Source organism: Methylobacterium currus, assembly GCF_003058325.1.
Lineage (GTDB): Bacteria > Pseudomonadota > Alphaproteobacteria > Rhizobiales > Beijerinckiaceae > Methylobacterium > Methylobacterium currus.
Genome location: NZ_CP028844.1, coordinates 855,142 through 880,654 on the forward strand (window position 1 = coordinate 855,142; position 25,513 = coordinate 880,654).

22 protein-coding genes are annotated in these 25,513 nt (G+C 72.8%); 17 read left to right on the forward strand and 5 right to left on the reverse strand.

Annotation, left to right across the window (positions count from 1 at the left end; all coding sequences use genetic code 11):
• From DA075_RS34100 to DA075_RS34145, 10 genes are all read left to right on the forward strand, one after another.
• On the forward strand, nt 1-936 hold the full coding sequence (locus DA075_RS34100; RefSeq protein ID WP_244936667.1) for a biotin-independent malonate decarboxylase subunit beta: 936 nt from the start codon (nt 1-3) through the stop codon (nt 934-936).
• A complete protein-coding gene (gene mdcE / locus DA075_RS34105; protein ID WP_099957480.1) occupies nt 923-1,651 on the forward strand; it encodes a biotin-independent malonate decarboxylase subunit gamma in 729 nt (242 codons plus the stop codon). Before DA075_RS34100 ends, mdcE begins: the two co-directional genes overlap by 14 nt.
• Nucleotides 1,648-2,316, forward strand: coding sequence for a malonate decarboxylase holo-[acyl-carrier-protein] synthase (gene mdcG / locus DA075_RS34110; RefSeq protein ID WP_099957481.1), 669 nt, complete (start codon nt 1,648-1,650; stop codon nt 2,314-2,316). Before mdcE ends, mdcG begins: the two co-directional genes overlap by 4 nt.
• A 191-nt stretch (nt 2,317-2,507) precedes the next feature.
• A complete protein-coding gene (gene mdcB, locus DA075_RS34115; RefSeq protein WP_099957482.1) occupies nt 2,508-3,359 on the forward strand; it encodes a triphosphoribosyl-dephospho-CoA synthase MdcB in 852 nt (283 codons plus the stop codon).
• Nucleotides 3,356-4,279, forward strand: a complete 924-nt coding sequence (locus DA075_RS34120; protein WP_099957483.1) for an ACP S-malonyltransferase — start codon at nt 3,356-3,358, stop codon at nt 4,277-4,279. The genes mdcB and DA075_RS34120 overlap by 4 nt, the downstream gene beginning before the upstream one ends.
• Before the next feature lie 313 nt (nt 4,280-4,592).
• Nucleotides 4,593-5,516: a beta-keto acid cleavage family enzyme gene (locus tag DA075_RS34125; RefSeq protein WP_232388896.1), complete on the forward strand. Its 924-nt coding sequence runs from the start codon at nt 4,593-4,595 to the stop codon at nt 5,514-5,516.
• Nucleotides 5,513-6,058 carry a gamma carbonic anhydrase family protein gene (locus DA075_RS34130; RefSeq protein WP_099957485.1) on the forward strand — a complete coding sequence of 182 codons (546 nt, stop codon included), beginning with the start codon at nt 5,513-5,515 and terminating at the stop codon, nt 6,056-6,058. The genes DA075_RS34125 and DA075_RS34130 overlap by 4 nt, the downstream gene beginning before the upstream one ends.
• Before the next feature lie 51 nt (nt 6,059-6,109).
• The gene (locus DA075_RS34135; protein WP_099957486.1) at nt 6,110-6,883 is read left to right on the forward strand and encodes an SDR family oxidoreductase; all 774 of its coding nucleotides are present in this window, start codon (nt 6,110-6,112) and stop codon (nt 6,881-6,883) included.
• Between the two features lie 59 nt (nt 6,884-6,942).
• Nucleotides 6,943-9,042, forward strand: coding sequence for a hydantoinase/oxoprolinase family protein (locus DA075_RS34140; RefSeq protein ID WP_099957487.1), 2,100 nt, complete (start codon nt 6,943-6,945; stop codon nt 9,040-9,042).
• Between the two features lie 11 nt (nt 9,043-9,053).
• Complete coding sequence (locus DA075_RS34145; RefSeq protein WP_099957488.1) at nt 9,054-10,781, forward strand: hydantoinase B/oxoprolinase family protein; 1,728 nt, start codon at nt 9,054-9,056, stop codon at nt 10,779-10,781.
• A 151-nt stretch (nt 10,782-10,932) separates the two neighbouring features.
• On the opposite strand, the gene DA075_RS34150 is transcribed toward DA075_RS34145, so the two are convergent.
• On the reverse strand, nt 10,933-11,670 hold the full coding sequence (locus DA075_RS34150) for a GntR family transcriptional regulator (protein WP_123834567.1): 738 nt from the start codon (nt 11,668-11,670) through the stop codon (nt 10,933-10,935).
• Nucleotides 11,671-11,940: 270 nt separating this feature from the next.
• Nucleotides 11,941-12,708 (reverse strand): SDR family NAD(P)-dependent oxidoreductase, encoded by a 768-nt coding sequence (locus DA075_RS34155; protein WP_099957490.1) that lies wholly within the window; start codon nt 12,706-12,708, stop codon nt 11,941-11,943.
• A 353-nt stretch (nt 12,709-13,061) separates the two neighbouring features.
• Here DA075_RS34155 and DA075_RS34160 point away from each other — a divergent pair, with 353 nt between their 5' ends.
• Genes DA075_RS34160 through DA075_RS34180 form a run of 5 tightly spaced genes read left to right on the forward strand, consistent with a single transcriptional unit; the run spans nt 13,062 to nt 17,154 of the window.
• A complete protein-coding gene (locus tag DA075_RS34160) occupies nt 13,062-14,252 on the forward strand; it encodes a serine hydrolase domain-containing protein (protein WP_210207079.1) in 1,191 nt (396 codons plus the stop codon).
• Complete coding sequence (locus tag DA075_RS34165; protein WP_099957491.1) at nt 14,249-14,989, forward strand: amino acid ABC transporter permease; 741 nt, start codon at nt 14,249-14,251, stop codon at nt 14,987-14,989. Before DA075_RS34160 ends, DA075_RS34165 begins: the two co-directional genes overlap by 4 nt.
• A complete protein-coding gene (locus DA075_RS34170) occupies nt 14,986-15,633 on the forward strand; it encodes an amino acid ABC transporter permease (RefSeq protein ID WP_099957492.1) in 648 nt (215 codons plus the stop codon). Before DA075_RS34165 ends, DA075_RS34170 begins: the two co-directional genes overlap by 4 nt.
• Nucleotides 15,620-16,351 (forward strand): amino acid ABC transporter ATP-binding protein, encoded by a 732-nt coding sequence (locus tag DA075_RS34175; RefSeq protein ID WP_099957493.1) that lies wholly within the window; start codon nt 15,620-15,622, stop codon nt 16,349-16,351. Before DA075_RS34170 ends, DA075_RS34175 begins: the two co-directional genes overlap by 14 nt.
• Before the next feature lie 11 nt (nt 16,352-16,362).
• Nucleotides 16,363-17,154, forward strand: a complete 792-nt coding sequence (locus DA075_RS34180) for a transporter substrate-binding domain-containing protein (RefSeq protein WP_164712597.1) — start codon at nt 16,363-16,365, stop codon at nt 17,152-17,154.
• Here the strand turns inward: DA075_RS34180 and DA075_RS34185 are convergent.
• The gene (locus DA075_RS34185) at nt 17,106-17,603 is read right to left on the reverse strand and encodes a hypothetical protein (protein ID WP_123834569.1); all 498 of its coding nucleotides are present in this window, start codon (nt 17,601-17,603) and stop codon (nt 17,106-17,108) included. The two genes, DA075_RS34180 and DA075_RS34185, sit on opposite strands and share 49 nt — an antisense overlap.
• Before the next feature lie 287 nt (nt 17,604-17,890).
• On the opposite strand from DA075_RS34185, the gene mgtA reads away from it, so the two are divergent.
• Nucleotides 17,891-20,491 (forward strand): magnesium-translocating P-type ATPase, encoded by a 2,601-nt coding sequence (gene mgtA / locus DA075_RS34190; protein WP_099957496.1) that lies wholly within the window; start codon nt 17,891-17,893, stop codon nt 20,489-20,491.
• Between the two features lie 5 nt (nt 20,492-20,496).
• Nucleotides 20,497-22,131 (forward strand): bifunctional aminoglycoside phosphotransferase/ATP-binding protein, encoded by a 1,635-nt coding sequence (locus DA075_RS34195; RefSeq protein ID WP_232388902.1) that lies wholly within the window; start codon nt 20,497-20,499, stop codon nt 22,129-22,131.
• Between the two features lie 688 nt (nt 22,132-22,819).
• Here DA075_RS34195 and DA075_RS34200 read toward each other — a convergent pair.
• Nucleotides 22,820-24,013 carry an acetate/propionate family kinase gene (locus DA075_RS34200; RefSeq protein WP_099957498.1) on the reverse strand — a complete coding sequence of 398 codons (1,194 nt, stop codon included), beginning with the start codon at nt 24,011-24,013 and terminating at the stop codon, nt 22,820-22,822.
• Nucleotides 24,010-25,467, reverse strand: coding sequence for a bifunctional enoyl-CoA hydratase/phosphate acetyltransferase (locus tag DA075_RS34205; protein WP_099957499.1), 1,458 nt, complete (start codon nt 25,465-25,467; stop codon nt 24,010-24,012). The genes DA075_RS34200 and DA075_RS34205 overlap by 4 nt, the downstream gene beginning before the upstream one ends.
• Between the last annotated feature and the right edge of the window lie 46 nt (nt 25,468-25,513).

Below are 25,513 nucleotides of genomic sequence, written 5' to 3' on the forward strand. Positions count from 1 at the left end.
GTGAGCGAGCGCATCACCGATCCCAAGATCACCGATCCAAAGGCCACGAGCTGGTACGAGGCGAGCGCCCGCGCCCGGCTCGACGGCCTGCTCGATTCCGGGACTTTTCGCGAGTTCATCGGCCCCGAGCAGCGCCGGATGAGCCCGCACCTGCCGCTCTTCGACCTGCCGCGCGCCTTCGACGACGGCATGATCGTCGGGGCGGGCCGCATCGACGGCAAACCGGTCCTCGTCGCCGCGCAGGAGGGCCGCTTCATGGGCGGTGCCTTCGGCGAGGTGCACGGCGCCAAGCTCGTCGGGCTCCTGCGCGCCGCCCTCGTGGCGCGGCCCGCCGCGGTGCTGATCCTGTTCGATACCGGCGGCGTGCGCCTCCAGGAGGCCAATGCCGGCGAGACCGCCATCGCCGAGGTGATGCGCGCGATCGCGCAGCTGCGCGCGGCCGGCGTGCCGGTGATCGGGCTGATCGGCGGCCGGGCCGGGGCCTATGGCGGCGGCGGGCTCATCGCCGGCACCTGCTCGCGGCTCGCAATCTCGGAGAGCGGGCGCATCAGCGTCTCGGGGCCGGAGGTGATCGAGACCAACAAGGGGGCGGAGGAGTTCGATTCCCGCGACCGGGCGCTGGTCTGGCGCACCATGGGCGGCAAGCACCGGCGCCTCACCGGCGGCGGCGACGCCTTCGTGGACGACACGGTCGCGGCGTTCCGCGAGGCGGCCCTCGCGCTGATCGGCACCGCGCCGGCCTTCGACCTCGCGACGATGGAGGCCGAACAGGCGCGGCTGGAGGAGCGCCTCGCGCGCTTCGGCGAATGCCGCGACGGCACGGAGATCTGGGCCCGGCTCGGGGTGAACGACCCGGCTGCCGTGCCCGGCATGACCACGGCCGAGTTCGATTCCCTTCTCGCCAGCCTCGGGGAGACCCACCATGACGCTCGCTGAGATCCTGTCGTCGCTGTTTCCCGAGGGCCATGCCGTCACGGCGGCGGACGGGCTGGTGAGCGGCGAGGGACCGTTCCGCGGCGGCCGGCTCGCGGTGATCGGAATCGACGGCGATACGCCCCTCGGCGTCGAGGGGGCGTGCCGCCTCGCCGGCCACGTCCTCGCTGTCATGCGCCGGGGCGAGCGCACCCCGATCCTGGTGGCGATCGACTCCGACAGCCAGCGGATGAGCCGGCGCGACGAGTTGCTCGGCCTCAACGAGTACCTGGCGCATCTCGCCAAGACCCTGCTCCTCGCCGACGCGAAAGGCCATCCGACGGTCGGGCTGATCTACGGCCACTCGGCGGCGGGCGCCTTCATCGCCACGGCGCTGGCGACCCGGGTCCTCGTCGGGCTGCCGGGGGCGAATCCGAGCGTGATGGACCTGCCCTCGGTCGCCCGGGTGACCAAGCTGCCCCTCGACCGGCTGGAGGCGATGGCGAAGGACACGCCGGTCTTCGCGCCCGGCCTCGACAACATGGTCAAGACCGGCGCGGTGCAAGGCGTGCTCGACCCGCGGGCTGCGCTCGGCCCCCAGATCGCCGCGGTGATCGACGCACTGCCGGAGCGCGACGCCCGCGACCGCGCCGGGCGCGAGCGCGGCGGCCGGCCGATCGCGGAAGGCATCGCCGCGCAGGTGGTGCGGGAAGCGACCCAACCCGACGCCCGCGCATGAATCCGGCCGCGGCGGAGTCCTACCGGCGCCACGACCTCCTCGACGTGGCGCCGGGAGCCTGGGCGGCGATGCTGGCGGACCGGCCGGACCTCAAGGACGTGCCGCAGGTCGCGGACTGGGCCCTGTTGCGGCGGCCGGTCATCCTGCGCCGGTCCCATCCGGGGGAGGGGGGACTGGTCCCGGCCGGCCTGCCGCTGCCGCCGCGGGACGGCAAGCGACGCATCGGCCTCGTGCTCCCGCCCGAGGCGGTGCGCCTGCGCGTCCCGGTCGCCCTGTCGGCGACCCGCGCCGCCTGCCCGGACGCCTGGGACGCCGTGGTGGCGGAGGTCGCCGCCCTCGGCGAGGCGCATGGCCTCGTGCCGCGCGCCTTCGGCAGCCTGCTCTGGCAGAGCCTGACCGGGCTGCCCTACCTGTCCGGGACCTCGGACCTCGACCTGCTCTGGCCCGTCGCCGGGGCGGTCCCGGGCGGGTTCCTCGACGGCCTCGCGGCGATCGACGCGCGGGCGCCGATGCGCCTCGACGGCGAGATGCTGCTGCCCGACGGCGGCGGCGTGAACTGGCGCGAACTGCACGAGGCCGCCCCGGGCGAGGCCGTGCTCGTCAAGCACCGCGACCGCCTCGCCCTGCGCGAGGCCGGGGCGATCCTGGCAGGAGATCCGGAATGAGATCCCGAATGAGTGCCGTCGCCACCGCATCGGCCGACCTCCCGCTGCACGCGGGGTGGTCCGAAGAGCATGAAGAGCGGGCCGCTCTCCTCTCCCCGCGAGAAGCCGGGCAAGTCCGACTTCGTCCGTCGGTTGCCGATCCCGGGCAAGCCCGGGATCTGTCGGGGAGAGGGGAGAGCCCACGCCTCGTCTTGTTCCCTGACAGCCCCGCGCTCCCCGCGGGGGACGAGGACCTTCGCGCCGCCGACGCGATCGCGCGGGCCGCCGCCGCCGCCCTGCGGGGAGAACTCGACACCTACCCGAAGCCCGGCCTCGTCAGCCCGGTCGATTCCGGCAGCCACACCGACATGGATGCGGGCACGTTCCGGGCGAGCGCGGCGGCGATCACGCCGTTCTTCGCGGCGCTGGCCCGCGCGGGCGCGGCGGGGGCCGCGATGCCGGCCCTGCGCCGCATCGGCCTCGACGCGGAGACGGCGATGCGGGCGGCGACCGGGGGCGTGAACACCCATCGCGGCGCCATCTTCGGGCTCGGCTTGCTCTGCGCCGCGGCCGGGGCACGGCCGGGGGCCGGCCCGGGGGCGCTGGGCCGCCTCGTTCGGGAGCGCTACGGCGCCGCGATCCTCGACGGTCCGGTGCTGCTCCACGCGCCGGGGGCGCGGGCACGCCGCCGCCACGGGGTGGGCGGCGCCCCGGCCGAGGCTGCGGCGGGTTTCCCGACCCTCTACCAGGTCGGCCTGCCGGCCCTGCGCCGGGGCCGGCGATGGCGGCCGGGCGACCCCCAGGCCGCCCGCGTCGAGGCCTGCCTCGCGCTCATCGCGCATCTCGAGGATACCTGCCTCCTGCACCGGGGCGGGCCGGAGGGCTACGCCTTCGCCCGCACGGAAGCGGCCCGGTTCATCGCGGAAGGAGGCGTGGCCCAGCCCGACTGGCGCGAGCGCGCGACACACCTGCACCGCGCCTTCGTGGCCCGCAACCTCAGCCCCGGCGGCGGCGCGGATCTCCTCACGATGACGCTGTTCGTCGACGGGTTCGAGGCGCCGTGACCCTCGCGGTGCTCCTCTCCGGCCAGGGCGGCCAGCATCCCGGCATGTTCGCCCTCACGGCGGACCTGGCCGAGGCCGAACCGGTCTTCGCGGCGGCCGCGCGCTTGCTCGGTGCCGACCCGCGCGCCCTCGTGCGCTCGGGGAGCGCCGACCTGCACGGCAACCGCACCGGGCAGGTCCTGTGCTGCACCGCGGCGCTTGCGGGCTGGTGCCTCGTCGCGGCCGCGCGCCCGGCCCGCGCGATCGTGGCGGGCTACAGCATCGGCGACCTCGCGGCCTGGGGCTGCGCCGGTCGTCTCGATCCCGAGGCCGTGCTGTGCCTCGCCGCGGCGCGGGCGGAGGCGATGGACGACGCGGCCCCCGCCGGGTGCGGCCTTGCCGGAATCAGGGGCCTGCCGCTCGCCCGGATCGACGCGCTCGCCAGGGAGCATGGCTGCCACCTCGCCATCCGCAACGCCGCCGACAGCGCGGTGGTCGGCGGCGCCCGCGACGCCCTCGACGCCCTATGCGGCGAGGCCCTCGCGGCCGGGGCACGCCGCGCCGTGGTGCTGCCGGTGCACACGCCCTCCCACACGCCGCTCCTGGCGCCGGCGAGCCCGCGCTTCGAGGCGCTTCTGCGTGGCGAATCCCTCCGGCGCCCGCCGCCGGGCGCCCCACGGCTGATCAGCGGGATCGACGGCGCGCCGGTCTTCGACCCGCTCGCGGGCCTGGGGAAGCTGGCGCGGCAGATCTCGCACCCGATCGACTGGGCCGCCTGCCTGGAGGCCTGTCGGGAATACGGCGCCGACACCGTGCTGGAACTCGGCCCGGGCCACGCCCTCGCTACCATGGCCAGGGACGCGATGCCGGGAGCCCGCGTGCACGCACTCGACGAGTTCCGCACGGCCTCCGGCGTCGCCGACTGGCTCAAGGGCGGCTGACCGGACCTTGCCTCCGGATATCCCGTCCGGGATCACGACGCGCTGCCGGCGCTGGATGCCGGCAAGGAGCCGTGGCCGCGCCTGAGGCTGCGAACGGCGCCCAGGACATGCAGGCTGTCGGGGCGCTGACGCTCACGCGAGACGGGGGGCCGACGCTCCCGGCCACGGCCAGGAGCATCGCGGGTTCCTGATCCGACGGCACTCCCGACGATCCCCCGCACATCGCCGTCCGCACCACACCGCTCCCCGGAACCGGCGGCGCTCCTAATTCTGACGTTTCAGATTGACAGCGCCCGCGCGGCCTATTTATCTGATGCGGCAGATTAAGAGCAAGGAGCGGGACGTGTCGCGGAAAGTCATTCTGACCTGCGCTGTCGTAGGGGAAAACGCGTATAACCGCGCGCATCCGAGCTTCCCGGTGACGCCCGAACAGATCGCCGACGCAGCCCTGGAGGCGACCGAGGCGGGGGCTTCGGCGGTGCATCTCCACGTCCGCGATCCGCTCAGCGGGGCCGGCTCCCGCGACCCTGACCTGTTCCTCGACATGGTCACCCGGGTGCGCGACCGGGGCGTCCGGGCCGTGCTCAACGTCACCTGCGGCGGCGGCGCCACCTACGTCCCGGACCCGGAGGACGAGAGCCGCGGCGGGCCCGGAACCGACATCGCCCCGGCCGCCGAACGGGTCCGCCACATCGAGATGACGCGGCCGGAGATGTGCTCCATCGACGTGACGACGCAGAACCAGATGGATGGCGACAAGGAATACGTGTACCTCAATTCGGCGCCGACCCTGCGTCAGATGGCGCGGCGGTTCCAGGAACTCGGGGTCAAGCCCGAGATCGAGGTCTTCGCGCCCGGCGACATCCTGCTCGCCAACAAGATGCTGGAGGATGGCCTGTTCGATGCGCCGCCGGTCTACCAGATCGTCACCGGGACGCGCTGGGGCCTGCCGTCGAGCGCCGAGACCCTGATCTACATGCGCAGCCTGCTCCCCCCGGGGGCGAACTGGGCGGCCTTCGGCATCGGCCGCATGCAATTGCCGATGGTCGCTCAGGCTACGCTGCTCGGCGGCAACGTCCGGGTCGGCCTCGAGGACAATCTATACCTGAAGCGCGGGGTGTTCGCCACGAACGGTCAGCTGGTCACGGCCGCCCGGACGATCATCGAGACCATGGGCTACGAGGTCGCGACGCCCGACGAGGCGCGGGCCATCCTGGGCCTGAGGCCGCGCCGATGAGCGCGCTGCTGGTTCCCTGGCGGGGCCGGGCCCCGCGCGTGGCGCCCGACAGCTTCGTGGCGCCGACCGCCGTCCTCGTCGGGGATGTCGAGGTGCGCTCCGGCGCCAGCATCTGGTACGGCGCGGTCCTGCGGGCCGACGATTGCGCGATCGCCGTCCTGGAGGGCGCCAACGTCCAGGACGGGGCGGTGATCCACGCCGATGCCGGCAACGACGTCGAGATCGGCGAGGAGGCGACGATCGGACACCGCGCCGTCATCCATGGCTGCCGGGTCGGCGCCGGCGCGCTGGTCGGCATGAACGCGGTGGCGCTCGACCGCGCGCAGATCGGCCCGCGCGCGCTCCTCGGCGCCAACGCGCTCCTGACCGCCGGCCGGATCGTGCCCCCGCAGCGGCTCTGGACCGGCTCCCCGGCCACCGACCGGCGGGACCTTACAGACGAGGAGCTGCGGCACATCCGCGAGGGCGCGGCCCTCTACCGGGAGAAGACGCGGCAGCATCTCCTGGCGGCTCAGGCCGGTGCCGAGCCACGTCCGGCCTGACCGGATCTAAGGCCACCAAAACCCCCCAACCAGCGAGCGGCAGGCGACGCGATGACGACGACCGACGGACAACGGATCCTGGTGACGGCGGGCGCCGGCGGCGCCGGGCGCGTGATGGTGCGGGACTTCGCCGCCCGGGGCGACCGGGTCCTCGTCTGCGACCTCGACGGCGAGGCCCTGGCGCGGCTGAAAGGGGAGATCCCGGGCGTCCTGACGGTGCCGTGCGATGCCGGCTCGGCCGCCTCGATCGCCGAGACGATCGAGGCCGCGCAAAGGCTGCTCGGCGGCGTGGACGTCCTCGTCAACAATGTCGGCATCTCCGGCCCCACCGCCGCTGCCGAGGATGTCGCGCTGGAGGAGTGGGAGACCGCCTTGCGGGTCAACCTCACCAGCCACTTCCTCTTCGCCCGCGGGCTGATCCCCGGGATGAAGCGCCAGGGCGGGGGAGCGATCGTCACCATCTCGTCGGGGAGCGCCAGGACCGGGCTGCCGCTGCGCCTTCCCTACGTGGTCTCGAAGGGCGCGCTCCTCAGCCTGACGACCAATCTCGCCCGCGAGCTCGGCCCCTTCGGCATCCGGGTGAACGCGATCCTGCCCGGGCCGATCCGGGGCGAGCGCATCGCCCGCATCATCCGCGAGAAGGCCGCTGCCCTGGGCGTCAGCGAGGCCGACTACGAGGAATCGCTGACGCGCTACACCTCGCTGCGCACCCTGATGGATCCCGAGGACATCGCCGCCATGGTGCTGTTCCTCGCATTAAGCGCCGGCCGCCGCATCACCGGCCAGCTGATCGGCGTCGACGGCAATCTCGAATGGGAAGAGTAGCGCTCCTCGCAAGAGGAGAACGCACCGGTCCGAAGCACGCGCAGCACGCGGAAGCAGACATGCTACAATTTGCGGTCGATACGGGTGGCACCTTCACCGATCTCATCGTCCGGGAGGCGGATGGGTGCGCGCGCATGTTCAAGGCGCCGACGACGCCGGCCGATCCGATCGCGGGCGTGCTCGACGTGCTCGGGGTGGCGGCGGGCGAGTACGGCCTGACGCGCGCCGACTTCCTGGGACGGGGCGTGCGCCTCGTCCACGCGACGACGCACGCGCTCAACGCCGTCGTCACCGGGACCACGGCGCGCACGGCGCTGATCGTCACCGCCGGGCATCCCGATATCCTGACCCTGCGGGAGGGCGGCCGCGACCAGCCGTTCAACTTCGCGATTCCCTATCCCGAACCCTACATCCCCCGGAACCTGACCTTCGAGATGCCGGGCCGGATCCTCGCCGACGGCAGCATTCTGACGGACCTCGACGAGGCGGCGGCACGCGCCGTCATCGCCGAGGTGGCGCGGGCGGAGGTCGAGGCGGTGGCGGTCTGCCTGCTGTGGTCGATCGCCAACCCTGTCCACGAGCGGCGCGTCGGGGCGCTTCTGGCCGAGTGCCTGCCCGGCCTGCCGGTCACGCTCTCCCACGCGATCAACCCGGCGATCCGCGAGTTCCGGCGCGCCTCCTCGGCGGCGGTCGACGCCTCGCTGAAGCCCATGATGGCGGTCTACATGCGCCATCTCGAATCCCGCCTGAAGGAGGCCGGCTTCCACGGGCGGACGCTCGTGGTGACCTCGCAGGGCGGCGTGATCGATGCGGCGGACGCCGCCGCCGCCCCGATCCACATCCTGAATTCCGGCCCCTCGATGGCGCCGGTGGCCGGCCGCTACTTCGCCGCGCTCGACGAGGGGGTCGACGACGTGATCGTCGCCGATACCGGCGGCACGACCTACGACGTGAGCCTCGTCCAGCGCGGCGAGATCCCGGCGACGCGCAACACCTGGATCGGACCGCCCTATCGCGGGGTCATGATCGGCTTCCCCTGGGTCGACGTGAAGAGCGTCGGGGCGGGCGGCGGCTCGATCGCCTGGATCGACGAGGGCGGGCTGTTGCGGGTCGGGCCCCGCAGCGCCGGCGCCGTGCCCGGGCCCGTGGCCTACGGGCGCGGGGGGACCGAGCCCACCGTGACCGACGCCTCGCTGGCGCTGGGCCATCTCGATCCCGGCACGTTCCTCGGCGGCGCCATGCGGCTCGACCGCGACGCCGCCCGGGCCGCCCTCGCACAGCGGATCGCCGCGCCCCTCGGCTGCTCGGTGGAAGAGGCCGCGGACGCGGTGCTGACCGTGGCGACCGAGAACATGGTCCAGGCCATCCTCGACATCACGGTCAACCAGGGGGTCGATCCCCGCAACGCCGTGCTGATCGGCGGCGGCGGCGCGGCCGGGCTGAACTCGGTGCGGATCGCCCGCCGGCTCGGCTGCCGGAGCCTGCTCGTTCCCCAGGTCGGCCCGGTCCTGTCCGCGGCGGGCGCCGTCATGTCCGACCTCAGGGCCGATTTCCGCGCGGCGTTCTTCACCCGCTCCACCGCCTTCGATGCCGCGGGGGCCGACGCCGTGCTGGCCGAACTCACGGACAAGGCGAAGGCCTTCATCGCCGGGCCGGGCGCGGGCTCGATCGAGGCGCAGATCCGCTACGCCGTCGAGGCGCGCTACGCCACCCAGGTCTGGGAGATCGAGGTCCCGCTGCGGGACAGCCTGCTCGCCGGGCCCGAGGCGCTCGCGGCCTTCGTGGCGGATTTCCATGCCCGCCACCGCGCCCTGTTCTCGTTCGAGGATCCGACCTCGGCGATCGAGATCATCGGCTGGTCGGCCGAGGCGCGCTGCCGCCTCAACCGGGACAACCATATCCGCATCGGCGCGGCCGGCGCCGAGCCGGGACAAGGAACGGGGCAAGGGGAGGGGCCCGCGACCCGCCGCGCCTATTTCGGCGGCGCCGGCTGGGTCGAGACCCCGGTCCACGCCTTCGACCGGCTCGAGCCCGACCGGGAGATTCCCGGGCCCGCGATCGTCGAGAGCCGGCTGACGACGATCGTCGTCGAGCCCGGCGCCATCTTCCAGGGGCGGCCCTCCGGCAGCCTGTCCGTCAGATTCGGGGAGCAGCCATGAGGGGACCGGCCATGACGAGCACCATCGCGATGGACGGCGTGACGCTGGCGCTGATCAACAGCCGGCTCGAAGGGGTCGTGCGCAAGATGGCGAACACGCTGCTGCGCACCGGCCGCTCGGGCGTGCTGAACATCGCCCGCGATTTCTCCTGCTGCCTGCTGACCGCCGAGGCGGAGCTTCTCGTCGCCAACGAGGCCCTGCCGATCCACACCCTGTCCGGCCCGGACATCATGGCGCGCAGCATGACGGCCTTCCACCCGGACCTGCGCCGGGGCGACGCCTTCCTCAACAACTCGCCCTATCACGGCTGCAGCCACGCCGCCGACCACACGATCCTGATGCCGGTCGTCGACGACGAGGGCCGCCACCGCTTCACCGTCCTGTGCAAGGCCCACCAGGCCGATATCGGCAACTCGCTGCCGACGACCTATCACGGCACCGCCCGGGACGTGTACGAGGAAGGCGCCCTGATCTTCCCGGGCATCAAGGTCCAGTCCGGCTACGCGATCGACCCGGATGTCGAGCGGATGTGCCGCCTGCGCATCCGCGTGCCGGACCAGTGGTGGGGCGATTTTCTCGCCATGAACGGCGCGGCCCAGATCGGCGAGCAGGAGATGCTGCGGCTGGCGGCCGAGATCGGCTGGGACACGCTCGACCGCTTCGCCCGCGACTGGCTCGATTACAGCGAGCGCCGGATGATCGCGGCGATCCGGACCCTGCCGGGCGGCGAGACGAGCGCGGTCTCGGTCCACGACCCGATCCCCGGCACCCCCGCCGAGGGCATCGCGGTCCGGGTCGCGGTGGCGATCGACCCCGAGGCCGCCCGCATCCGCGTCGACCTGACGGACAACATCGATTGCCTGCCCTGCGGCCTCAACCTCTCGGAGGCCTGCGCGCGGACCTCGGCGATGATCGGCGTGTTCAACGCCATCGATCCCGGCGTGCCGAAGAATGCGGGTTCGTTCCGGCGCCTCGACGTGAGCTTGCGGGAGAACTGCGTCGTCGGGATCCCCCGCCACCCGACCTCGACCTCGGCCGCGACCACCAACCTCGCCGACCGCGTCGCCAACGGCGTCCAGCGGGCCATCGCCGAACTCGCCGACGGCATCGGCCTCGCCGAATGCGGCGCCGGCCTGCCGGCCTCGACCTCCGTCGTGTCGGGCATCCATCCCGAGACCGGACCCTTCATCAACCAGCTCTTCCTGGGCCTCACCGGCGGTGCGGCGGCGGCGCGGACGGATGCGTGGCTCACCATCTGCCATGTCGGCAATGCCGGGCTGTGCAGCGTGGACAGCGTCGAGCTCGACGAGCAGCGCCAGCCCCTGGTGGTCCATGCGCGGCGCCTCCTGCCGGACACCGAGGGCGCCGGCGCCCAGGTGGGCGCCCGCTCCTGCGAGGTGGAGTTCGGCCCGGTCGGATGCACCATCAGCGCCGCCTATGTGAGCGACGGCGAGGCGAACCCGCCCCAGGGGGTCCGCGGCGGCCTGCCCGGCCACGCCGCGTCGCAGAGTCTCGTCGATGCCGAGGGGCGGGTGTCGCGGCTGCCGAACTGCGCGCAGGTGACGGTCCGGCCCGGCGAGCGGATCCGGTCGGTCTCGACGGGCGGCGGCGGCTACGGCGATCCGCGGCGGCGCGACCCGGACCTCGTGCGCCGCGACGTGGCGGCGTTGCGCATCAGCCCGGAGCGGGCCCGGACGGTCTACGGGGTCGAGGTCGTGGAGACGCCCCGGCCCGCGTGAGCCGCATGGGGCCCGCCGGAGGCGGGCGCAGGGCTGTCCGGGCAGAATCGCTTCACAAGCAAGTGCGGGATCTCTTCTCCCACACGGGAGAGGGGGCAGCGCTCCTTCGTTCCTGGACAGTCCTGCATCGAGCCGCGAGAGGCGGTGATCGTCAGTCCTTCAGGACCTTCGCGATCTCCTCGAAGGCCCCGATCAGGTCGGCCCGCAAGGCAGACTCCGCCGCGTCCGGGTCGTTCCTGGCCAGGGCGTCGAGCATCTGCCGGTGCTCGATCGCGGTATCGCCGTGATCCGGGATGTGGCTGACGAATTCGTGCAGCATCGGGCCGATCCGCAGCCACAGGCCCTCGATCGTCGTCATCAGCAGCGGCGAGCCGGCGAGCCGGTAGATCTCGAAGTGGAACCGGAAGTTGGGCGCCAGCGAGCGGCCCCGGTTCGCGGTCGGATCGCGCAGCACCGCCTCGTATTGCGCGTTCAGCGCCCGGAACGCGGCCAGGTTCTCGTCGGTCGCGACCTGGGCGGCGCGGCGGATCGCGAAGCCTTCGAGCAGCAGGCGGATGTCCAGGATCTCGCGGAACTCGCCGCGGGTCGGAGCGGTGACGAAGAAGGCGCTCTTGTTGCGGGAGGCGAGCACGCCCTCCGCCTCCAGCTGCTTCAGCGCCTCGCGGACCGGCGTCGAGCTGACCCCCATCGCCTTCGACAGGGAGCGCGAGGTGACCGCGTTCCCGGGCAGGATCATCCCCGACATCAGCCCGACCCGGATCGCGTCCTGGACGCGGCGGGACAGGGAGACGGACGGATCATCCGCCAGGGGAGGGAGCGTGGGCGCGTGGCCGGGCTTGCGACCCGCGCCGGGCCGCCTGATCCTCTGTCCTTCCGCCGGTTTCGGCACGCGACGCGCTCCATTTTCTTGTTCTGATCGTCCGTCGTGTTCGGGCCGGCCGACTGCCGGCGGATCGATGCAACGTGGCAAGCCGAGGCGTCCGCCATGGTTCCCGCGGGCGCGGGGGTCTCTCAGCAGGTTTCGCGAAAGCCGTCACGGGTTTCGCGACAGAAACCTGTGACACAGCATACATCCGAGGGGCGGCGCGCCGGCTCGCCGAGGCAGGCCCGCGGGGAGGCCGCAACGGCCTGCCCGCCCGTGACCACCGCCCCGGCCGGCTCACATCCCCGCGGTGAAGCCCTCGTCCGCCAGGATCGTCGTGCCGTGGATGGCCTTGGCCGCGTCGCTCACCAGGAAGGCGATCAGGCCCGCCATGTCCGCTGCCTCGGAATAGGTCCTGCCGCTCGGCGTCCGGGCGGTCATCGCGTCGAGGAACGGCTTCAGCTCCGGCTTCGTGCGGATGTCCTCGTTGATCGGGGTCGCGGTGTTGCCGGGGGCGATCGCGTTGATCCGGATCCCCTGCGGCGCGAGCTCGAGGGCGAGCGAGCGCGTCAGCATGGCGATCGCCGCCTTCGTGGCGCAATAGACCGCGTAGGGGTTGAGGCCCATGAAGGCGGCGCAGGACGACACGTTGACGATCGCCCCGCCGCCGCCGCGCTTCATCAGCGGGACCGCCTGGCCGATCGCGAAGATCGTGCCCTTGAGGTTGATGTCGATCATCCGGTCGATCTCCGCCGCCGGCGTCGCATCGATCGGCGTCGGGTAGAACACCCCGGCCGAGTTCACCAGGATGTCGAGACGGCCATGCGCCTCCTCGACCGCCCGGAACAGCCGGGCCAGCGCGGCGGCGTCGGTCACGTCGGCGACCTCCGCGAAGGCGCGGCCTCCCGCGTCGACGATCGCGTCGGCGACCCCCGCGGCCTTGTCCCGGCTCGCGCTGGCGATCACCCCGACCGTCGCGCCGTCCTCCGCCAGCCGCCGCGCGGCGGCCTCCCCGATCCCCTGGGTACCCCCGAGAACGACCGCGATCCGTCCGTCCAGCGTCATATCCGCTCTCCCCGGCGGCCCCGCCGCCGCATGCTCTAATTTTGATATTTCAGATATATCCATGCCCCGAAACGGGGCGCAAGGCGAATTTTTCGTGGCCGGCGATCCGGACCCGCCCGGTCCCGATGCGGCGCGATCCTCCGCCGGAACGGAAGCCGTCACGGGGTCGTTCCCCCCTTGACACTATCTGAAACAGCAGAATTATGAGGAGATGCCCCAGGGGCAACGAGGTGATGTCACCCATGACGACGCCATGCCGTGCACCGGACCCGACGAGACCCGGAATCGATCGGCCTCCTCCTCTCGCGCGGACCGGCGACGATCGCGCGGCGACGCCGGAGCCGTCGGTCCCCGTGGCGTCCGTCGACCTGCTCGCGCAGCTGGAGGCCGGGACCTGCCACGAGGCCTTCGTGCCGCTGCGGGATGTCTTCCTCGACAATTTCGCGCGCCGCTCGGAGGTCGGGGGCGCCGTCGCCGTCTACGTGGACGGCGCCTGCCTGGTCGACCTGTGGGCGGGCCGCGTGGTCAGGGACCAGAAGCCGTCCGGGCCCTGGCAGGCGGACACGATCATCCGGATGATGTCGATCAACAAGGCGATGACGGCGCTCTGCGCGCACCGCCTCGCCGATCAGGGGCTCCTCGACTACGACGCCCCGGTCGCGCGGTACTGGCCGGATTTCGCGCAGGCCGGCAAGGGCGCGATCACGGTCCGCCAGCTGATGAGCGGGTTGGCGGCGCTCGTCTATCCGGACGAGGTCCCGGCCGGCAGCGCCTATGACTGGGACCGCGTGGTCGAGGGGCTGGCCCGGCAGGCACCGAACTGGCCGCCGGGGACGCGGGGCGCCTATCATTCGAGCACCTACGGGCATCTCGTCGGCGAGCTGGTGCGCCGCGTCTCCGGGCGGCGTCCCTCGCAGGTCTTCGCGGAGGAGATCGGGCGCCCCTTCGGGATCGACTACCATTTCCGCGTCGCGCCCGGGGACCGGGCCCGGGTGAGCGAGGTCCTGAGCAACCCGGGCAGCACGACCTACAGCGCCATCGCGCGCGGCGGCGAGACCAAGCTCGGGCGGGCCTGGCGGATCCTGCCGGACCTCGACCCGGCCGCCCGGGACCGCCCCGAGGCGCTGGGGGTCGAGATGCCGTCCGGCTTCGGGCGCGGGAATGCCCGCGCCATCGGCAAGCTGTTCGCGATCCTGGGCGAGGGCGGCCGGTGGGAGGGGAGGACGCTCGTCTCCGAGCGGGCGATCCGGGCGATGAGCACCCTCGCTTGGGACAATGTCTGCCCGCTGACCGATCGTTCGTATCGCTACGGGATGGGCATGTTCCTGAACACGCCCGGCCTGGTGCCGATGGGGCCGAACCCGGCGGCGTTCGGGCATCCGGGTGCCGGCGGCGCCATCGGCTTCTGCGATCCGCGCGCGCGCCTCGCCTTCTCCTACTGCACCGCCTTCATGTGCGAGGGCGCCGGGGTCGGGGAGCGCTGCGAGGCGCTCATCCGGGCCGCCTTCGAGGGCCTCTCGCGCTTCCGGGGAGGGCGCGCATGAGCCTCGACTACGCCTTCGACTTCGAGGCCGTCGCGGCCCATGCCGACCTGCTGGCCGCCGGGGCCTGGACGACCGCGCTCGTCACCCTCGTCTGCTGCTGCGGTGGCTTCGCGATCGCGGTGGCCTGCAACGCCCTGCGGCACGGCGGTAGGGCCCCGCTGCGCCTCGCCATCGGCCTCTACGTCGATGCGGTGCGCAACACCCCGTTCCTGGTGCAGCTGTTCTGTCTCTATTTCGGCGTGTCGTCGCTCGGCTGGCGGATCGACGCGCCGCTGACCGCCTGCTGCGCATTGTCCCTGTATAGCGGCGCGTACCAGACGGAGATCCTGCGAGGTGCCCTCGACGGCCTGCCGCGCGCGCAGCAGGAGGCCGGGGAGGCCCTCGGCCTCTCCGACCGCCAGGTCTTCCTGCGCCTCCTCCTGCCCCAGGCGGTCGAGGTGGCGCTCCCCGCCCTCAAGTCGCAGCTAGTGCTGACGCTGATGGCCACCAGCATCGTGTCGGTCATCTCGGTCCACGAGCTGAGCCACGCCTCGGCCGAGATCTCGACCGAGACCTATCGCAGCTTCGAAGCCTACCTGACCGCGTCCGCGATCTACCTCGCGATGGTGATCGCCCTGCGGATGTCGCTGTCCCTGATCGCGGCCGGCCTGTTCCTGCGCAGCCGGCGCCGCGTGGCCGGCGGGCTGCGGGCGGCGGCGGAGATTCTCGTCCGCCGCAAGGGGAGCCTGCCGGCATGAGACCGTTCGGATGGTCAGACCTCCTCCTGCTCCTCGACGGCGCGCTCTGGACGCTCGTCCTGTCGGGGATCGCGATCACCGGCGGCGGGGCGGCGGGCTTCGTGCTCGCGCTGATGCGGTCGTCGCGGCTGCCGCTCCTGTCCTGGCCGGCCGCCTTCACCATCGAGGTCGTGCAGGGCATCCCCCTGCTGATGCTGCTGTTCCTGAGCTTCTTCGGGCTCGCGCTCCTCGGCGTGAACCTGTCGCCCCTGGTGGCGGCGGGGTTCGGCCTGACCCTCAACGCGGCGGCCTTCCTGGGCGAGATCTGGCGCGGCGCGATCCAGGCGGTCGCCGAGGGCCAGCGGGAGGCCGCGGCCGCGCTCGGCCTCACCGCCTGGCAGACCCTGCGCCACGTCGTCCTCCCGCAGGCGGCGCGCCGGTCGCTCTCGGCGACGGTCGGGTTCCTGGTCGCGCTGATCAAGCACACCTCGCTCGCCTCCGTCCTCGGCTTCGTCGAGCTGACCCGCCGCGCCCAGCTGATCAACAACGTCACTTTCAAGCCGTTCCTGGTCTTCGGGATGGCGGCGCTCTTCTACTACCTGATCTGTAGCCCGCTGACCCGCGCCAGCGCTCACCTGGGGGCTCGCTTCGATGGCACTCGTTGAGATCTCGGATATCCGCAAATCCTACGGCGCGCACCAAGTCCTGCACGACGTCTCGCTGACCATCGAGCCGCACGAGGTCGTGGCGCTGATCGGCAAGAGCGGATCCGGCAAGAGCACCTTGCTGCGCTGCATCAACGGCCTCGGCACGATCGATTCCGGCCGGGTGATCGTCGACGGCCTGTCGGCGACGGGATCGCGCGACGAGCTGCGCCGCCTGCGGATGACGGTCGGCATGGTGTTCCAGAGCTACAACCTCTTCCCGCACCTCACGGTCGGGCAGAACGTCACCCTGGCGCCGACCCTGGTGCTGAAGCGCAGCAAGGCCGCGGCCGCCGCCGCCGCCCGCGCGGCGCTCGCCCGCGTCGGCCTGTCGGACAAGTTCGACGCCCTGCCGGAGCAGCTCTCGGGCGGCCAGCAGCAGCGCGTCGCGATCGCCCGGGCCCTCGCGATGGAGCCGCGGGTGATGCTGTTCGACGAGGTGACCTCCGCGCTCGATCCGGAATGGACCCGCGAGGTGCTCAAGGTCATGGCGGACCTCGCCTTCGGCGGCATGACGATGGTGCTGGTGACCCACGAGATGCAGTTCGCCCGGGAGGTCGCGACCCGGGTGGTGTTCATGCACCGCGGACGCGTCTGGGAGAGCGGCCCGCCGCAGGAGATCTTCGCGGCGCCGCGCACGCCGGAATTGCAGACCTTCCTGTCCGTCGAGCTGAAATGAGGAGCCTTGGGATGATGCGCAACGTGTGGAAGGCGGCCGGCGCGGCGGTGGCGCTGCTCGCTGTCTTGTCGGGGGCGGCCTCGGCCGGATCGCTCGACGACATCGTCAAGCGCGGCCGGATCAGGGTCGGCGTCTACGTCGACAATCCGCCGATCGGCTACACCGACGATGCCGGCAACCCGACCGGCGCCGACATCGACGTCGCCCGGCTGCTCGCGAAGGACCTGAAGGTCGAGCTCGACCTCGTGCCCGTCACGGCGCCCAACCGGGTGCCGTTCCTGCTCACCAACAAGGTCGACGTGGTGATGGCCTCGCTGGTGCCCTCGCCGGAGCGCGCGAAGACGATCAGCTTCTCCAATCCGTATGGCAGCCTGCCGATCGCCGTCTTCGCCCGGAAGGACACGGTGATCCGGGAGCCCGCCGACCTCGCCGGCAAGCGGCTGTCCGTCGTCCGCGGCAGCGTCGCCGCCCAGGCGATCAAGGCGGTCGCGCCCAAGGGCGCCACGATCGTCGAATACGACGACAACGCGACCACGATCACCGCCTTCGCGTCGGGCCAGACCGATGCCGTCGTCATCGCCAGCTCGACCGGGCAGATCCTCGCCAAGCAAGCCAACGGCACGCCGGTCGAAGCGAAGCTCACCGTCAAGAACGTCTATTACTCGATCGGCTTGCGGCGCGGTGATCCCGATCTCCTGCACTGGCTCAACATCTTCATCTTCACGCATTCCGAAGACGGAGAATTGAACGCGATCTATAAAAATCGCTTTGGGCAGGAAATGAAGACATTTCCGGTTTTCTGAGAAAACATCCGAGCGGTGACCGATATCCGGCAGGGATTTTGCAGGATATCGTGGGAAGGGTTCAGGACATCGCAAGCCGCTGGCGGGAAGGTCCGACGGGGCCCCGGGAACGGATCGATCTCGCCCTGGAGCGGTTCGGGCGCCCCGGCCATGCGCGAGCAGCAGCCGGCCCGGCGACCCGTCTCACCCGCGTCCGGCTCGATCGCGGCGGCGCCCTCGCGGACGATCGCCTGCGCGCCGCCGGCCAGGCAGCGGCCTTCGTCAACCAGGGCCCGGCCGTCGACGACGACCTTTGCGATGTCGTCGCGGTTGGCGAGGGCGATGCGGGCGCGCAGGGGATCGTGCAGCGGCTGCAGGTGCGGACGCGTCATGTCCACGACGGCGAGGCCGGCGGTGGCGCCCACGGCCAGGACGCCGAGATCCGGGCGCCGGATCGCCTCCTGCCGCACGAGGCCGGTCTGCCGGCCGCGGATGGTGCGCTCGGCACGGTCGCTCAGGCCGGTCAGGCCGCGCCCGGCGGGAGGCCCGCGCTCGGGCTGCGCGGCGAAGCCCGGGTCGCGCCTGGTCCCGCTCCGGCGCCACGCCGCGTCGGGCGAGCAGTGCCAGCGTTGCGGTGGATCAAGGCAGAAATCCGCGGCGCCCGCAGAGTGCGGGCGCCGGCCGTGCAGGGCCGGAGCGGAGCCGGCCGATGGTGGAAGACGTGCGATCACCGCGAGCGAAGCGGAACGCTGCGCCGATGGTCACCGCCGGGCGCCGCGCTTCCGAGGCCCGCGAACCCGGTCGATCGGGCGATCGACCAGCGTTCTGGACCGGCACGCCGGAGGCGCTGTGTGCCCGCCTCGCCTGCGGCCCGGACGGCCTGACCGGTGCGGAGGCGGCCCGCCGCCTCGCGCGCCACGGGCCGAACCGCGACGCGAAGGCCCGGGTCGACGGCGCCGCGCGGGCGGTGTTGCGCCGGTTGAGCGAGCCCCTCGCCCTCATCCTGATCGCCGCCGGCCTCGTCACGATCGTCACCGGCGACTGGGCCGGCGGGGCGATCATCATCGCGATCCTGACGCTTTCGATCGGCCTCGACACGATCCAGGAAGGCCAGGCCCTGCGCACGGCCGAGGCCCTGCGGCAGAGCGTGGCGCTCAAGGCCGAGGTCCGGCGCGACGGCGCCTATCACGTCGTGCCGGTCGAGGACCTGGTTCCCGGCGACGTGATCCGGGTGCGGGCGGGCGACATCGTGCCGGCGGACGCCCTGGTGCTGGCGAGCTTCGGCTTCACCGCGGCGGAGGCCGCGCTCACCGGCGAGCCCTATCCGGTCGAGAAGCGCCCGGGGCTTGTCGCTGCGGCGAGCCCGGCCGAGGCCACGAACGCGCTGTTTCGCGGCGCCGTGGCGCAGAGCGGCGAGGCGGTCGCCCTCGTGGCCGCGACCGGCCGGGACACGGTGTTCGGCGCGGCGGCCGCGTCGCTGGCGGCGGAGGCGGCCCCGTCGCCGTTCCAGCGCGACCTGCGCGACCTCGGCCTCGTGATCGCGCGCCTGACCTTCGTCCTGGTCCTCGGCGTCGTCGCGCTGCGCGTCGCCTTCGGGCGGCCGGCGATCGACTCCCTCCTCTTCGCCGTGGCGCTGGCAGTCGGCCTCACGCCCGAATTGCTGCCGATGATCACCACCGTGACCCTCGCCCGGGGGGCGCTGCGGATGGCGCGGCGCAAGGTCATCGTGAAGCGCCTCGCCGGCATCCATGATCTCGGCGCGATGACGGTCCTGTGCACCGACAAGACCGGTACCCTGACCTCGGCCGAGATCACCCTGGCGCAGAGCCTCGACCCGGCCGGCCGCGCCGCGGCGCGGCCGGCCCGGCTCGGCGCCGTGGCGGCGCTGCTCGGCGGCGATCGCGGGCCGCTCGACGCCGCCCTGGCGGAGGCGAGCCCCGGGGCCGCGGCCGGCTGGCGGCTGGTCCGCCAGCGCCCCTTCGACTACGCGCAGCGCACCGGCTCGGTGCTGGCGGAGGGGCCGGAGGGCCCCACGCTGATCGTCAAGGGCGCGCCCGAGGCCGTGCTCGCCGGCTGCACCGCCCGGCGGGACGGGGACGGGGTCGTCGCCCTGGGAGCGGGCGAGCGCGAGGCGGCCCTGGCGCGGGTGCGCGCCCTGGCGGGCGAGGGCCTGCGCAGCATCGCGGTGGCGTCGCGGCCGGACGCGGGATCGGCCGAGGCCGGCGAGTCGGATCTCGTCCTCGAAGGGACCTGCGCCTTCGCCGATCCGCCCAAGGCCGGAGCGGCCGCGGCGCTCGCCGCGCTTGCCGCGGCGGGCGTGCGGGTCAAGATCCTGTCGGGCGACGATCCGGTCGTGGTGCGGCGCCTCGCCGGGCTCGTCGCACTCCCCGCCGGCCCGGTCCTGTCGGGGCCGGAGGTCGCGGCGTTGAGCGACGAGGCGCTGGCCGTGCAGGCGCGCCGGGTCGACGCCTATGGACGGCTCAGCCCCGACCAGAAGGTCCGCATCGTGAAGGCGCTCCAGGCGGGCGGCGAGGTCGTCGGGTTCCTGGGCGACGGGATCAACGACGCGCCCGGCCTGCGGCACGCGGATGTGAGCCTGTCGGTCGCCGGCGCCAGCGGCGTCGCGCAGGCGGCGGCCGACATGATCCTGCTCGCCCCGGACCTCGCGGTCGCGGCCGACGGCGTCGCCGAGGGGCGGCGCACCTCGGCCAACATCCTCAAGTACATCCGCATGGGGGCGAGCTCGAATTTCGGCAACATGCTGTCGATGGCGCTCGCGGCGGCCGTGCTGCCGTTCCTGCCGATGCTGCCGATGCAGATCCTGCTCAACAATCTGCTCTACGACCTCTCGGAGCTGGGGATCCCGTTCGACCGGGTGCGGCCGGAGGCGACGGCGCAGCCGCAGGCCTGGGACCGGCAGGCGCTCTTGCGCTTCGCCGGCGTGATGGGGCCGCTCTCCTCGCTGTTCGACCTCCTGACCTTCGGCGTGCTGCTCCTCGGGTTCGGAGCGGGCCCGGAGGTCTTCCGCACCGCGTGGTTCCTGGAATCGATGGCGACTCAGATCCTCGTGATCGTCGTCATCCGCACGCGGGGGCGGCCCTGGCGCGACCGGCCGGGCACCGCCCTCGCGGTCTCCTCCCTGGCGGCCCTGGCGGTGGCGCTGGCGCTGCCCTTCACGCCCCTCGGGGACTGGCTCGGCTTCGCGATGCCGGCCCCCGGCATCCTGATCGCCGTCGCGACGATCACGGCTCTCTATCTCGTGGCGGCCGAGGCGGTGAAGCCCTGGGCGATGGGCGAACGGCGCCGGCCGCTCGCGACGCCCGAGGGCCGCACAATCCGGACGGGAATGGAGGGATGACGGCGGTGAGCACGCAAACCGGCACCCTGGTCGAGCCTCCGGTCGAGCCCGGCTCCGAGATCCCGGCCTTCCTGACGCGCCTTCTGGCCGAGGAGGGGCCGGTCGAACGGATCGACACGCATGTCTCGACCGTTCTCCTGGCCGGCGACCGGGTCCTGAAGCTCAAGCGGGCGGTGCGCTTTCCCTATCTCGACTTCTCGACCCCAGAGCGCCGGCTCGCCGCCTGCGCGGCCGAACTCGCCGTCAACCGCCGCACGGCGCCCGGCCTCTATCGCGGCGTGCACCGGATCACCCGCACCCCGGATGGCGGTCTGGCCCTCGACGGGGACGGCCCCCTCGTCGATGCCGCGGTAGCGATGCGGCGCTTCCCCGCCGAGAACCTGTTCGACCGTATGGCCGGCGACGGGCGCCTCACCCCGGCGCTGGTGACCGACCTCGCCGGGCGCCTCGCGGCGTTCCACGCCAAGGCAGAGGTGAGCCGCCAGGCGGGCGGGGCGGCGGCGATGGCCGACCTCGTCACGCTCAACGACCGCAGCCTGCGGACCTGCGGTCTCCTCCAGGACCGGGAGGTGGACGGGCTGACGGACAGGTTGCGGGCGCGGCTCGCCCGCCACGCCGACCGGCTCGACGCGCGGCGCCGGGAGGGAAGGGTCCGGCGCTGCCACGGCGACCTGACGCTCCGCAACATCTGCCTGTTCGAGGGCGTGCCGACGCCGTTCGACGCCCTCGAATTCGACGAGCGCCTCGCCACGATCGACGTGCTCTACGACCTCGCCTTCGTGCTGATGGACCTGTGGCACCGCGGCCGGCCCGATCTCGCCAACCGGCTGTTCAACCGCTACCTCGACGCGACCGGCGAGGCGCCCGATGCCGGGCTGATGCCGTTCCTGATGGCGATGCGCGCCGTGATCCGCGCCCATGTGACGGCGAGCCAAATCACGGCCGGTCAAATCACGGCCGCCCAAGCCACGGCGGGGGATGAGGCGGCGGTCCGCGAGGCGCGGGACTACCTCGCCCTGGCGCGGGACCTGCTCGTCGACCGACCGTCCCGCCTCGTGGCGATCGGGGGCCTGAGCGGGTCCGGCAAGTCGACGCTCGCGGCCGCCCTGGCGCCCCGGCTCGGTGCACCCCCGGGCGCCCGGATCGTCGGCAGCGACCGCACCCGCAAGCGCCTGCACGGGGTCGTGCCCCTGACGCGCCTGCCGCCGGGCGCCTATGCGGCCGCCGTCTCGGAGCAGGTCTACGCGGCGATGCGGGACGAGGCCGCCCGGGTCCTGGCGGGCGGGGCGTCGGTGGTGCTCGACGCGGTGTTCGACCGCCCGGCCGAGCGGGAGGCTGTCGAAGGCCTCGCGGCCTCGTGCGGCGTGGCGGTCCAGGGCCTGTGGTTGCAGGCGCCGCTCGCCACGTTGACGGAGCGGGTCGTCACCCGGCGCGGCGACCCGTCCGACGCCACGCCCGCCATCCTGGCCGCCCAGGCGCGGCGGGATTGCGGGAGCATCGCCTGGCACCGGCTCGATGCGGGGCTCGCCCCGGAGAGGCTGGCGAACGAGGCGCTGTGGGTCGGGACCCCGGCTGCGGCCCGCGAGGCCGGGGAGGGGAAGCCCACCGCGGCGTCGGTCCTCGATCCCGCATTGGCGTGAAAGGGTTCCGCCGCGCTCGGTCCGAAATCCGGTCGGCTCGCCGCCCGAACCGCCGCAGCGAGTGGAAGCCGGAGCATTCCCGGCCTACGCGCACGTCGTCACGGCGGGCGAGACCGTGCACGGGCGGTCCGCCTGACAGAGGAAGAGGCTCGTCCCCTTCTGACGCTCGGGTTGATCCTGATCAATGCCGTCCAAAACGATCGGACCAGCCTGAAGCCGGCTATCTGTTTCGACGATCACAATTGCCATGAATCGGGCAGGCGATCCGTCGTCTGCAGGGTGCATCCATGCCACCTGCCGGCGGTGATCCACCCATTCCGGACGTTCCAGTCCCGAAGCTATGCTACACCCTCGTCATTCTCAGCATGACCGGGAATCTGCTTGACATACAAACAATATTTGCATCAGATAACGAAGAGGCGATCATTCTGAGTAAGATGCTGACAGGTAACAACGCCTTCGAGCTGTGGTTGGGGGTTCAGCGCGTCATGTATTTTACGGGCACGATGCATTGAACGGCCGAAGACAGGAAGGGTGGAGGCCCACCTGCACTGTCGGCGGCGGACGGGAAGCCGTCATGGCGCGTTCGGGTCATGGTCGATGAGCCTCCGCCGAGGACCGGCAGCGGCCTCCGCATCGTGCAAGAGCCGACCGGCCAGGCGTCCGGAGTGGTGCGGCCGTCCCGTCCTCAGCCCCGGCTGACGGCCTCGGCGAGGCATCGCACCACGGCCCGGGCAATCGGCAGTTCCTCGTTCGCCGGCACGACATAGACCGCCACGCGCGATCCGACCCGGCTGATGCAGGTGTCACCCCTGTCGTTGCGGGCCGGATCGAGCGCGACGCCGAACACCGCGAGTCCGGCCGCGATCGCCGCCCGGATCCGCGGCGCGTGCTCGCCGATGCCCGCCGTGAACACCAGGGCGTCGAGCCCGCCGAGCGCCGCCACGAGGGAGCCGGCCTCCCGCACCGCCCGGTAGACGAAGAGGTCGAGGGCTTCCGCCGCCCGCGGATCGTCGGAATCCTGCAGCACCCGCACGTCGTCGCTGATGCCTGAGACGCCGAGCAGTCCCGAACGGGCGTTGAGGAGGTCGGCCACCGCGTCGGGCGACAAGCCCCGCTCGCGGATCAGGTGGAGCACGAGGCCGGGATCGACGGAGCCCGAGCGGGTGCCCATCATCAGCCCGTCGAGGGCCGTGAGGCCCATGGTCGAGGCGACGCTGCGCCGGTTGCGCAGGGCGCAGAGGCTGGCGCCGTGGCCGAGATGGGCGACGATCACGCGGCCGTCGGCCCGGGGCCCCGCCACCTCCGGCAGGACCGAGGCCACGTGCTCGTAGGACAGGCCGTGGAAGCCGTAGCGCAGGAGACCCTCGTCGCCGAGCGCCCGCGGGATCGGGAAGAGCTGGGCGAGGCGCGGCTGGGTGCGGTGGAAGGCGGTGTCGAAGCACGCGATCTGGGGCAGGCCGGGCCAGGCCTCCGCCACTGCCCGGATGCCCGCAAGGTTGAGGGGCTGGTGGGCCGGGGCGAGGGGCACCAGCTGCTCAAGGCGGGCCAGAACCTCGTCGTCGACCCGCAAAGGCGCCGAGAAGTCGCGCCCGCCATGGACGACCCGGTGGCCCGCCGCCCGCACGACGAGGCCCGGCACGCGCCGGAGCGCGCCGAGGAGCCAGGCGACGGCGCCGGCATGGTCGCAACCCGGCGCGGGCGGGTCGGCCCCGGCGAGGGCCAGCGGGCCGGAGGTCTCGAGCTTGACGGCGCCGCCGAGACCGGAGATCCCGCCGCGGCACAGGGGCGCGAGCGTCCCCGCCGCGGCGAGGGCGAATTTCAGGCTCGAGGAGCCGGCATTGATCGCCAGGATCGCGTCGGTCGGGTGCGGGCCGGTCATGCGGCGGCTCCCGGCAAGGCCGTGGCGGCTCCCTGCTCGGCCGCGACGGCGACCGGCGGGGCGATCCCGCCCCGGTGCACGAAGAGCTGCGCGAGGGCGCAGGAGGCGGTACGGATCTCGGCGCCGTCGGACCGGCTCGTCAGGACGATGGGGACGCGCGCCCCGAGGACCAGCCCGGCCGCTTGCGCCCCCGCGAGGTGGATCAGCTGCTTGGCCAGCATGTTGCCGGACACGAGGTCCGGCGCGACCAGGATGTCGGCATCGCCCGCCACCGCCCCGCCGAGGCCCTTCGCCCGCGCGGCGTCCCGCGAGACCGCGGTGTCGAAGGCGAGCGGGCCGTCGATCCGGCCGCCGGTGATCTGGCCGCGCTCGGCCATCTTGCACAGGGACGCCGCGTCGACGGTGGAGCCGAGCTTCGTCGCCACCGTCTCGACCGCCGAGAGGATCGCGGCCTTGGGCTCCGGGATCCCGAGCGCCCGGCACAGGTCGATGGCGTTCTGGACGATGTCGCGCTTCTCCTCCAGCGTCGGCGCGATGGTCACGGCGGCGTCGGTGAGGAACAGGGGCTTTGGGTAGTGCGGCACGTCGAGGGCGTAGACGTGGCTCATGCGCCGTTCCGTGCGCAGGCCCGCGTCCCGGTCGAGGGCGGCGGTCATGATCTCGTCGGTGTGGAGCGCGCCCTTCATCAGGGCCGCGACCGCACCCGTCCGGGCGAGGGCCACGGCCTGCGCGGCCGCCGCGTGGCTGTGGGGAGCATCGACGACGACGATGCCGTCGAGCGCCTCGCCCGCGGCCTCCGCCGCCGCCGCGATCTTCGCCTGCGGCCCGACCAGAACCGGCACGATCAGGCCGGCGCGCCCGGCGGCGAGCGCCCCGGTGAGGGAGAGCGCGTCGCAGGGGTGGACGATCGCCATGCGGATCGGCGGCAGGTCCCGGGCCGCCTCGATCAGCCGCCGCCAGACGGCGCCACGCTCGTGCAGCGCGATCTCCGGCAGGAGGACCCGGGAGCGGCGGACCTTCTCGGTCGGGGCGAGCACCTCGGCCTCGCCCGTGATGACGACCGTCCCGGCGGCATCGACGCAGGTGCAGTCGAGGACGAGCCGGGCGCGGGCCTCGTCCTTCTCGCGCACCGTGACCCGCGCGGTGATCGTGTCGCCGATCCGCACCGGGTGCAGGAAGCGCAGCGACTGGGCGAGGTAGATCGTGCCCGGCCCGGGCAGCTCGGTGCCGAGCACCGCCGAGATCAGCGAGCCGCCCCACAGCCCGTGGGCGATCACCCCGTGGAAGCGGTCGGTGGCGGCGTAGTCGCGGTCGAGATGGGCCGGGTTCACGTCGCCGGAGACGGCGGCGAACAGGCTGATGTCCTGCGCCTGCAGCGTGCGGGTGAGGCTCGCCGTGTCGCCGACCCGGATCTCCGCCAGGGTGCGGTTCTCGATGAAGGGAAATGCGCTCATGGCAGGCCACCGCGTGCAAGCCGCGGCCGATTGACGGTGGGCATGG